This window comes from Geitlerinema sp. CS-897 (genome assembly GCF_028368005.1).
Taxonomy (GTDB): Bacteria; Cyanobacteriota; Cyanobacteriia; order Cyanobacteriales; family Geitlerinemataceae; genus Baaleninema; species Baaleninema simplex.
This window is the reverse complement of the sequence record NZ_JAQNCQ010000279.1, coordinates 1-9,436: the sequence shown is the minus strand read 5'-3', so window position 1 is coordinate 9,436 and position 9,436 is coordinate 1. Positions and strand designations below refer to the sequence as shown.

Below are 9,436 nucleotides of genomic sequence, written 5' to 3'. Positions count from 1 at the left end.
TCTTTATCGACAAGAACCCATGTTTGTCCCCATTGTGGCTTCGTCGCCGACCGTGATACAAATGCGGCGATAAACATCCTTAAATTGGGCTTGAGTAGGGTGGGGCGCACCCGAATTCACGCATCGGGAGAGATTCCCTCTGGGTTGGTTGGAGAAATCCTGTCAGCTAATGGAAACTCATAGAACGATGAATCCCCCTGCCTTTCAGGCGGGGGAGAACGTCAATGTATTAACTGTCTCGCAAGACGTACCCGACACCACGAACGGTTTGAATGAGGCGTTTTTCACCTTCGTTTTCAATTTTTAGGCGAAGATAGCGGATATACACTTCAATCACGTTCGATTCGCCCATAAATTCGTATCCCCAGACGTTTTCGAGGATTTGTTCTCGGGTGAGAACCTCTCGGGGATGTTCCATGAGAAACTTGAGTAACTCGAATTCTTTCATGGTGAGATCGATCGCCCGTCCACCTCGCATGGCTTGACGAGACGATAAGTCGAGAACGAGATCGACAAACCGCAGTTGATTGGTATCCTGACGTTCCGGCTTCAAATAAAATTCCACCATACAGAGGAATTTCTCGCTGGAATAGGGTTTCATCACGTAATCGTCCGCCCCAGCTTCCAAACAGGCTACGCGATCGTCGACGGTATCGCTGGCGAGAAGCATCAAAATGGGAACGCGATGTCCTGTACTGCGAAGGTGTTTGCACAGCCACAGCCCGGAATTTCCCGGTAAAATGCGATCGATGGCGATCAGTCCCGCTTGGACTTCATCGGCTTGCGTCAAACCGCTATTGGCGTCGTGGGCGAGAATCGGGTTGTATCCCCCTTCTTTCAAGTCTAAGGCGATCCGTTGGGCTAACGTCACGTCCGATTCGACAACCAACACGCAAGACTGACAGCCAAATCCGGTTGAGTCGACACGATCGAGTAAAGCAGCATCCATAGGAAACTTCAGGGAGTTTGAGGGTTGAAACTGTGGCGTTGAAAGCGTTTGGAGCTAATGCCGCAACATCACCACTATAACAGTCGTCAACTGGAGCGGCGCAATGCCCTTCGTGCCAACATCCACCTAGGATAGAGTTGAAAGAGGTTCGATAGTTTGGGTTCGTCTGACCGTATCGGACGGAAATTCTTATGACTTCCTCGTTTTTTGATGGAAAACGCCAGTTTTTCGATATCTGGGCTTCAAACTACGATTGTTTGTTGACGACGGTATTTTACCAGGCGATTCACCAACGGCTGTTGGAATTCGTCGAACTTCCACCGTCGCCTCGGCTTCTGGATTTGGGATGTGGAACGGGGCGATTGCTCGATCGCTTCGCGAGAACCTATCCCAATTTGCAGGGAACGGGACTCGATCTTTCTTTGGAAATGATACAACAGGCCCGAAAGCGAAACGCCTTCGACGATCGCCTCGACTTTGCGGTGGGAAACGTCGAAAGCCTCCCCTTTGACGCCGAACAGTTCGACGCGGTATCTTGTACTGTTAGCTTTCTACACTATCCTCGCCCCGAGGTGGCGATCGCGGAAATCGATCGCGTTTTAAAACCGGGAGGGCGATTTTATTTCGTCGATTACCTTCCGTTTGAAGGGTTTGGCGAAAAGAATATCTATCCGGTGTCTCCTGGGGGCTTGCGGTTGTATACGCGATCGCAGCGAGAAGACTTCGCTAAACCCGTGGGTTGGCGGTGTGAAGGACACTATCACCTTCTGATTCGTATCGTGTTGACGATATTTGTCAAATCGGAAAATTAAAGTCTAAAACACTCGGGATCTGAGATAGACTCGGGTTTGGGGGTTAACACTTTCGGAAATATCCGTCGATCGCCGATCGGCCAGTTTTGAGATCCCCCACAAAAAACAACCCAGACGATCGCAACTTTGGCGAAATTATTAATGAGCAAACACGTTACTATTTACACCGATGGCGCCTGTAGCGGTAACCCTGGCGTCGGGGGATACGGTACGATTTTAAGTTACGGCGAACATCAAAAAGAACTTTCAGGCGGATTCCGAAAAACCACGAACAACCGCATGGAAATGATGGCGGCGATCGTGGGATTGCAAGCTCTCAAGCAACCTTGTAAAGTGTCGCTCTATTCTGACTCGAAATATCTCGTCGATGCGATGAAACAGGGATGGGCGAAACGGTGGAAAGCCAACGGTTGGCGACGCAATAAGAAAGAGATGGCGAAAAATCCCGATTTGTGGCAACAGTTACTCGAACTGTGCGATCGCCATCAAGTGGAGTTTTTCTGGGTGAAAGGACACGCGGGACACCCGGAAAACGAACGCTGCGACGCTCTTGCGGTGGCGGCGTCGCGACAAGATGAGTTACTGGTCGATGAGGAGTACGAAAACGTTTTTGGAAATTCTGCCAAACCGCTATTTGAGTAAGTATTTTATCTCGATTTGTTTGTGTTTCTGTCAAGAAACATCACTTATCTTCCTAAATGCTTAGATAAGTAGGTTAAAAAGGTATAAAAAATGGGAGTGAGTTCAGTTTTGCAAGTCCGCGATCGCCGGTTTGTTTGGGGCGATCGCACGTATATTATGGCCGTTCTTAACGTGACTCCCGATAGTTTCAGCGACGGCGGCGATTTCGACGATCTCGAAGCGGCGATCGCCCAAGCGAAGCGTTTAGAAGCGGCGGGGGCGGACGTTCTCGATATCGGCGGACAATCTACTCGTCCGGGGGCGAAAGAAGTGTCTCTCCACGAAGAAATCGCTCGCGTCGTTCCCGTTATCGAAGCCGTGCGATCGCACAGTTCGATTCCCATTTCCATCGATACTTATCGTTCAGAAGTAGCGAAAGCTGCCCTCAATGCAGGGGCGGATATCGTCAACGACGTAACGGGAGGAATCGCCGACTCAGAAATGTTTCCCTTAGTGGGAGAACGACAGGTTCCGATAGTGTTAATGCATATGCGCGGAACTCCGAAAACCATGCAAAAACTGACACAGTACGAGGATTTAGTCGGAGAAATTAGTCGGGTATTAGACCGTCACATCACGGCAGCCACTGCCTGCGGTGTCTCGCGCGATCGTATTATACTCGATCCGGGAATTGGTTTCGCCAAAACCTACGAGCAAAATTTAGAATTATTGCGCCGACTTCCCCAATTTCGAGAGTTAGGATATCCCCTGTTAGTCGGCGTATCTCGAAAAAGTTTTATCGGACAAATTCTCGATCGCAAAAACCCTAAAGATCGGGTTTGGGGAACGGCAGCAGCTTGTACGGCAGCGATCGCGAATTCAGCAGACATTTTGCGAGTTCACGACGTCGCAGAAATGAGCGATGTCGCCCGCGTTGCCGATGCTATTTTTCGAGACTCCCTGCTTCGAGACTCCCCAGACGACGGTAGAGACGTTACGAAAAACGCCTCTACTGCCAGAGAAGAACGGGAATTAAATCTTAATTCAACCCAGATTTGACGATACATCAATTACACGGCTGCACCTTCAGCGGGTTCGGCTCCCATATTCACGACAGCATTCCGTAAAATGGTGATTTGCTGTTGAAAGTCCAGCCGAATTATGGCATCGAACAGTTCTTTCGCCTCGTCGGACAGTTGATAGTTATCTGGCATAGGAATGATGGTTCCTTCGTCCATTCCTTGGGCTAAGTAATACCAGAACGCCAGTTTTGTATTGGCACTTAGCGCTCCGTACTCGCGACTAAATCGCGTACTAGCTTTTCGGGCGATATCGCGCATAATTTGCAGTTGTTCTTCCTGGGGAGTTGCTTTAACTTGTTCGTACAACCCACCGGCTACGTCACGAGCTGCTGTGGCGGGAGCAGCGGGAGTAACCGAATCGCCCATTTCCTTATAAATAAACCACAGTAGAGCTAATTGTCGATCGGTTTGAAGGCGATAAAATTGTTCGATCGCCGCGTCGAGATTCATTTCGATTTCTGCAAACGTAACCATAAATAAACTCCTTCGAGTTGCTTCAGCACAGCGAGGTTTGACGACGTTGCAACCATCGCTGCTGTTATAAAAGTTAACAATTACGATCGCTCGATCACATCTAACGATTGAAGGGAATAGGAAATTCTGTCATCTCTATCGAGAGAGAGACGCCAGCGGTGCGATCGATTCGGTAAGGCTAGAGTAGCTGCCGAGACTTCCTTTCGATTATGGTTTACGCTATCACGACACCAAAGCCCAAACCACCAACACCTCCCATTCCCCCGGAACCGATACCGAATCCGATTCCGCAACCCATTCCCACGCCATCCCCACAACCGACGCCGAGTCCCGCTCCTCAACCAATTCCCGAACCGAGGTAATTGAATGGTAAATTCAGAGTGAGACAGCGATCGAAACTTCCCGTCACCTAGGCGTTGACTCTGCGATTTTCAAATCGTAAAAATTTTGAAAAACTTCGCATTACAGCCCAAGAAACCTAAAAACTCTCCATATCTAAACAAAAATTATGGATTTACAGCTTGAGAATAAGACTGCATTGGTGACAGCGTCGAGTGGCGGTATCGGACTCGAAATTGCGCGATCGCTCGCCGGAGAAGGTTCGGTTGTCATCGTCAACGGACGTTCTCAAACCTCTGTCGATACGGCGATCGCATCGATTCGAGAGAGCTTCCCCAACGCAAAACTGGAGGGGTTAGTCGCCGACAACTCCACAGAAGCGGGATGTAGAGAAACCCTAAAACGCTTTCCCGATGTCGATATTTTAGTCAATAATCTCGGGATTTACGAAGCCGTTGGATTTTTTGAAGAAACTGATGAATCTTGGAAACACCTATTTGAAGTCAATATCTTAAGTGGCGTTCGCCTGTCTCGCTTTTACCTTAAAACCATGCTCGAAAAAAATTGGGGTCGAATTCTCTTTATTTCGAGCGAGTCGGGGGTGAATCCCGCACCTGAAATGGCGCACTACAGCGCAACCAAGGCGATGCAACTTTCTATTTCTAGGAGTTTAGCAGAACTGACGAAGGGAACGAACGTGACGGTGAATTCTGTCTTGCCGGGACCGACGAAAACAGCGGGTGTCGTACAGTTCATCAAGGATATTTTTCCCGATCTTCCCAACGCAGAAGCTGAGAAAAAGTTCGTCACAGAAAATAGATCGACATCTCTCATTCAGCGACTCATTCAACCCGAGGAAATTGCAGCGTTTGTGACCTTCTTGTGTAGTCCGAAATCTTCGGCAATGAACGGAGCCTCTTTACGGGCTGACGGTGGGCTCGTTCGTCATATTCTCTGAAAGTTTGAAGCTATCTAAAACATCACATACTCACAATGGCGAAGGTCTTAAAAATTAATTTACATCACGATAAAAGATGTTACAAAAAATACAGAAATTTTGAGATTTATCTACTATGACAACCCTAGATCGGTTGTGTAACAAACTCGGGTGCATCTCAAAACTGTAAATTTATCAGATCGGAGTCTCTACAGTGAATTGAGCTGTGGTTGGGTAGAGCCATCGCTCCACCCCTGGACTTCGACTTCGCTCAGTCCAACCTACCCCAGACTCATATTTTTACAACAGTTTTTACAAAAGTGAGATGAACCCACAAACTCTCGATCCAATCTTTTGCATCTGTTGCAACAGGCTCTATAATTTCTGTCCTGACTTAAGAAAAAAGGATATGACGTCCCAAGCTGACGATCGCGTATCGATCGGGTTCGATCCCGGTCGCGACAAATGTGGCATCGCCGTCGTGCGAGAAAACGGTAACGTTCTCGAAGCGGCTGTCGTACCTTCAGAGCAAGCGATCGACACTTTAAAATCGACCTGTCGCACCTACAGAGTCGATCGCATTGTCATCGGCGATCGCACGACCTCCAAACAATGGGAGCGCGACATTTGTGAAGCCTTACCCGACCTCGAGATCGCCCGGATTAACGAACACAATAGCACCCTCGAAGCCCGCGATCGGTATTGGAAAATGAATCCACCTCGGGGATTATCGCGTATAATCCCACAAGGAATGCGTGTCCCCCCAAGACCGATCGATGATATCGTAGCTATCTTACTTGTAGAACGCTATCTAAGTCGGCACTGACGACGGATGAATTTGAACCCCAAAACTCGAATCGCACTCACTTACGGGAGCGCGATCGTTGCGTTTCTGGCTGTAGTTATCGCGTTCGGGCCTCGTAGCCTGACCGAAAACTTACACCCGCTCACCTCTTCGACGACTCGTTTCGATTCCGACTCTCAAACCGGGTCTTGGTGGTCGAAGCAAATTGCCAAAGCCAAAGCCGAAGCGAACCCCAGGTATATCAACGCCATTTCGCAAGGTCGAAAAAATCTGGAAGCCGAACACTACACCGACGCCATTGCCAACTTTAACCAAGCCGTGCGACTAGCTCCAGATAACATCGTGGCGTATCACGGTCGCGCCTTAGCCCGATTGAAAGTCGAGGATTACAACGGGGCGATCGCCGATTTCACGCGCATCCTCGAACTCGATCCCGACGACGTTCGTGCTTACGGAAATCGAGGTAGCGCCTATCAAAAACTCGGCGACATCGACAAAGCCCTCTCAGACTACAATCGCGCACTCGAACTATCTCCCGAATATACCTTTGCCTATTTCAATCGCGGTAGTCTCTACGTCGAACTCGGCGAATACACGAAAGCTTTGCAAGACTTCAACCAAACGGTCATCCTCGAACCCGAGTACGCCAAAGCGTTTTACAATCGCGGTATGGTTTACGCCAGTCTCGACGACATCGATGCAGCCGTCGCCGATCTCGAAACCGCCGAAGCCCTATTCCGCAAACAAAATAACTTCACCGCCTCCGAACTCGCCCTCGACGCGATCGCCGATTTGAAGTAAGAGAAGCATGGATCGGGAGAGCTTCTTCAGGGAAGAGGGAAGAGGGAAGAGTGAGGACAGGTAACAGTTTCTCCCGATCCCATCATCCCATCATCCCATCATCTCCTCACTGGTGACTGGCGACTGGCGACTGGTGACTGGTGACTGGCGACTGAACCCCTGCGGCCGATCGAACCGTATGATAAAAGACGTAACGAATTGAACTTGACGAATTTAAGTGTGGCATGGGCATCGTTTGGGAAATTGATTTTTACTCCCGTCCCATCGTGGACGAAAACAAAAAAAAGCGCTGGGAGCTGCTCGTCTGTGAAAGTCCTCTGACAACAGTGCGATCGCGCGACAGTCTGTTTCGTTTCGCCCGTTACTGTCCGAGCGATACCGTTAACTCGGCCTGGCTGGCCGAAACACTAACGCAAGCGATGGAAGAAGCCCCAGAACCGCCGACCAAAATCCGCTTCTTCCGGCGTCAGATGAACAACCTCATTGTCAAAGCGGCCAAAGACCTCGGCATCGATGCCAGCATCAGTCGCCGTACCGTAGCCTTGTATCAGTGGCTAGAAGAACGCCTCGAAACCGTCTATCCCCAAGATCCCAACTATCAAGCCTCTGCCGCTCAGTCTCCGTCCGTACGCTATCAACCCCAAGCCCCGAAATCGCTGCCCGACGCCCTCGAAGGACAACGATGGGCGTTCGTCACGCTCGCCGCGAGCGATTTTGCCGATTTTCCCGACTGGGAAATCGATTTTAGCGAAGCCTTTCCCCTCGAGCTGCTCGACTTAGACCCCAACACCCGCATTCCCGGCGTCATCGTCTTTTCCTCGAGAGCGTTTCCCCTAGCTGCTTGGATGTCTGGGTTAGAACTCGGCTTTCTCAAATTCGTGACGACACCGCGTCCCCAACTGGTTCTCGAAACGGGAGCCGACGATAGCTGGCGTCTAGCCAACGTGAGCGACGATCGCACCCTGACTGAAGCCAAAGGGTTTGAATCGGTTAAAGAGCAGTCTAGGGGCGTTCACTTTTTAGCAATCCAGTCCGATCCCAACGCTGAATCTTTTGCCGGGTTTTGGCTGTTGCCAGAACTCAACTTAACCTAGGCGATCGGTACGGATATCTAGACAGGGCAAAGTGAGAAGGATCGATCGTTTGTCGCGCTGGGGCCGGTCATGGTAGAAAAACTCCTAGATCTCGCACTTCGTGCTGGAGCTGAAGCGGCTGAAGTCTTTCTGTCGCAATCTCATACGCGACCCGTTTACTTTGAAGCCAATCGCCTCAAGCAACTCGAAAGCGTAGAGTCGGACGGATTGTGCTTGCGTCTGTGGAAACGAGGACGCCCCGGATTGGCCGTGGCTTACGGTGATGTCGATCCTCAAGATCTCGTCGATCGCGCGATCGCCATTAGTTCTCTCAATCCTCCCGAAGCCATCGAACTCAGTCCGTCGTCGAACGCGAGCTATCCCGATATCGGACAGGCGGTTCCCGTCGATCGACTCATCGAGTGGGGACGAGAAGCCATCGACATCGTGCGATCGCACTACCCAGAAATTCTCTGCACGGCGGCGTGGGAATGCGAAATGGAAACCACCCGCATTGCCAACACCTACGGCCTCGACGCCAGTTATACCGACACCACCCTCAGCAGCGATCTCGCCGCTGAATGGGTACGAGGTGAGGATTTTTTAAGTATCTGCGACGGGCAAACCCAGCGGGATACCCTCGATTCCCAAGAACTGGCCGATAAAATCCTCTTGCGTCTGGCTTGGGCCCAGGCCAACGTCTTACCGCCAATGGGTCGCGTTCCGATCCTGTTTACCTCCAAAGCCGCCGATCTCTTGTGGGGTACCATTCAATCGGCACTCAACGGCAAACGGGCGATCGAAAAATCATCGCCGTGGTGCGATCGCCTCAGCGATCGCGTTCTCTCCCCCCATCTGACCCTATCCCAACATCCCGACCTCGGCCCTTACAGTTGTCCGTTCGACGACGAAGGGACTCCCACTCGTCCCATCGTCTTTATCGAAGACGGAGTTTTGCAACTGTTTTACACCGATCGCCGCATCGGTCGAATTCTCGGATGTGGCAGTACGGGAAACGGATTTCGCCCTGGCTTAGAAGGCTATCCCACCCCCGGACTGTTTAACCTCATCGTTCGTCCTGGTTCCGGTTCCCTCGACGACTTAGTCTCCCAACTCGACGACGGCCTGATCGTCGATGAAATGCTCGGCGGGGGGGGCGGTTTGTCCGGTGACTTCTCGATTAACGTCGCCCTCGGCTATCGCGTTAAAAACGGCCGAGTTATCGGCCGCGTCAAAGATACGATGGTGTCCGGTAACGTCTACACTGCCTTACGGAACCTTGTCAGACTTGGCGGCGACGGAATCTGGAACGGCTCCTGTTACACTCCCTCACTGATCGTTGAAGGCTTGTCTGTCACCGGACGCAGTTGAGAGATGGGGAGATGAAGACAGTCACCTTTTACAGTGAGCAGTCAACAGTGTTTCAGTCACCAGGGAATAGGGAACAGGGAATAGGGAACAGGGAACAGGGAACAGGGAACGGGGAACAGAGAACAGTTAATAGTTTCTCCCTCTCTCCCCCTCTCCCTCTCTCCCCCTCTCC

The 9,436-nt window shown here is 50.8% G+C and carries 12 protein-coding genes; 10 read left to right on the top strand and 2 right to left on the bottom strand.

Features of this window, described 5'->3' with window-relative positions; translation table 11 throughout:
- The coding region (locus POG22_RS17530) for a zinc ribbon domain-containing protein (protein WP_498906641.1) at positions 1–183 on the top strand (183 nt) is incomplete at its 5' end.
- A 46-nt stretch (positions 184–229) separates the two neighbouring features.
- Here POG22_RS17530 and nblR read toward each other — a convergent pair.
- The gene (gene nblR / locus POG22_RS17525; protein WP_063719709.1) at positions 230–949 is read right to left on the bottom strand and encodes a response regulator transcription factor NblR; all 720 of its coding nucleotides are present in this window, start codon (positions 947–949) and stop codon (positions 230–232) included.
- A 191-nt stretch (positions 950–1,140) separates the two neighbouring features.
- On the opposite strand from nblR, the gene POG22_RS17520 reads away from it, so the two are divergent.
- The 3 genes from POG22_RS17520 to folP all read left to right on the top strand — a co-directional run bounded on the left by POG22_RS17520 (position 1,141) and on the right by folP (position 3,441).
- Positions 1,141–1,761 carry a class I SAM-dependent methyltransferase gene (locus POG22_RS17520; RefSeq protein ID WP_498906640.1) on the top strand — a complete coding sequence of 207 codons (621 nt, stop codon included), beginning with the start codon at positions 1,141–1,143 and terminating at the stop codon, positions 1,759–1,761.
- Between the two features lie 141 nt (positions 1,762–1,902).
- Positions 1,903–2,403, top strand: coding sequence for a ribonuclease HI (rnhA, locus tag POG22_RS17515; protein WP_063719711.1), 501 nt, complete (start codon positions 1,903–1,905; stop codon positions 2,401–2,403).
- A 90-nt stretch (positions 2,404–2,493) separates the two neighbouring features.
- Positions 2,494–3,441 (top strand): dihydropteroate synthase, encoded by a 948-nt coding sequence (gene folP, locus POG22_RS17510; RefSeq protein WP_498906639.1) that lies wholly within the window; start codon positions 2,494–2,496, stop codon positions 3,439–3,441.
- Positions 3,442–3,452: 11 nt separating this feature from the next.
- Here the strand turns inward: folP and POG22_RS17505 are convergent, their stop codons facing one another.
- Positions 3,453–3,938: an orange carotenoid protein N-terminal domain-containing protein gene (locus tag POG22_RS17505; protein ID WP_035493682.1), complete on the bottom strand. Its 486-nt coding sequence runs from the start codon at positions 3,936–3,938 to the stop codon at positions 3,453–3,455.
- A gap of 209 nt (positions 3,939–4,147) precedes the next feature.
- Between POG22_RS17505 and POG22_RS17500 the strand changes: the two genes are divergently transcribed.
- The 6 genes from POG22_RS17500 (at position 4,148) to POG22_RS17475 (ending at position 9,264) form a co-directional block, all read left to right on the top strand.
- Positions 4,148–4,300, top strand: coding sequence for a hypothetical protein (locus POG22_RS17500; protein ID WP_498906638.1), 153 nt, complete (start codon positions 4,148–4,150; stop codon positions 4,298–4,300).
- A gap of 146 nt (positions 4,301–4,446) precedes the next feature.
- Positions 4,447–5,235 carry an SDR family NAD(P)-dependent oxidoreductase gene (locus tag POG22_RS17495; protein WP_498906637.1) on the top strand — a complete coding sequence of 263 codons (789 nt, stop codon included), beginning with the start codon at positions 4,447–4,449 and terminating at the stop codon, positions 5,233–5,235.
- A gap of 388 nt (positions 5,236–5,623) precedes the next feature.
- Positions 5,624–6,040, top strand: a complete 417-nt coding sequence (locus POG22_RS17490) for a pre-16S rRNA-processing nuclease YqgF (protein ID WP_017662810.1) — start codon at positions 5,624–5,626, stop codon at positions 6,038–6,040.
- 6 nt (positions 6,041–6,046) lie between these two features.
- Positions 6,047–6,820, top strand: a complete 774-nt coding sequence (locus POG22_RS17485; RefSeq protein ID WP_063719714.1) for a tetratricopeptide repeat protein — start codon at positions 6,047–6,049, stop codon at positions 6,818–6,820.
- A 224-nt stretch (positions 6,821–7,044) separates the two neighbouring features.
- The gene (locus tag POG22_RS17480) at positions 7,045–7,914 is read left to right on the top strand and encodes a Tab2/Atab2 family RNA-binding protein (RefSeq protein ID WP_063719715.1); all 870 of its coding nucleotides are present in this window, start codon (positions 7,045–7,047) and stop codon (positions 7,912–7,914) included.
- A 69-nt stretch (positions 7,915–7,983) separates the two neighbouring features.
- Positions 7,984–9,264 (top strand): TldD/PmbA family protein, encoded by a 1,281-nt coding sequence (locus POG22_RS17475; protein WP_498906636.1) that lies wholly within the window; start codon positions 7,984–7,986, stop codon positions 9,262–9,264.
- Positions 9,265–9,436 lie beyond the last annotated feature (172 nt).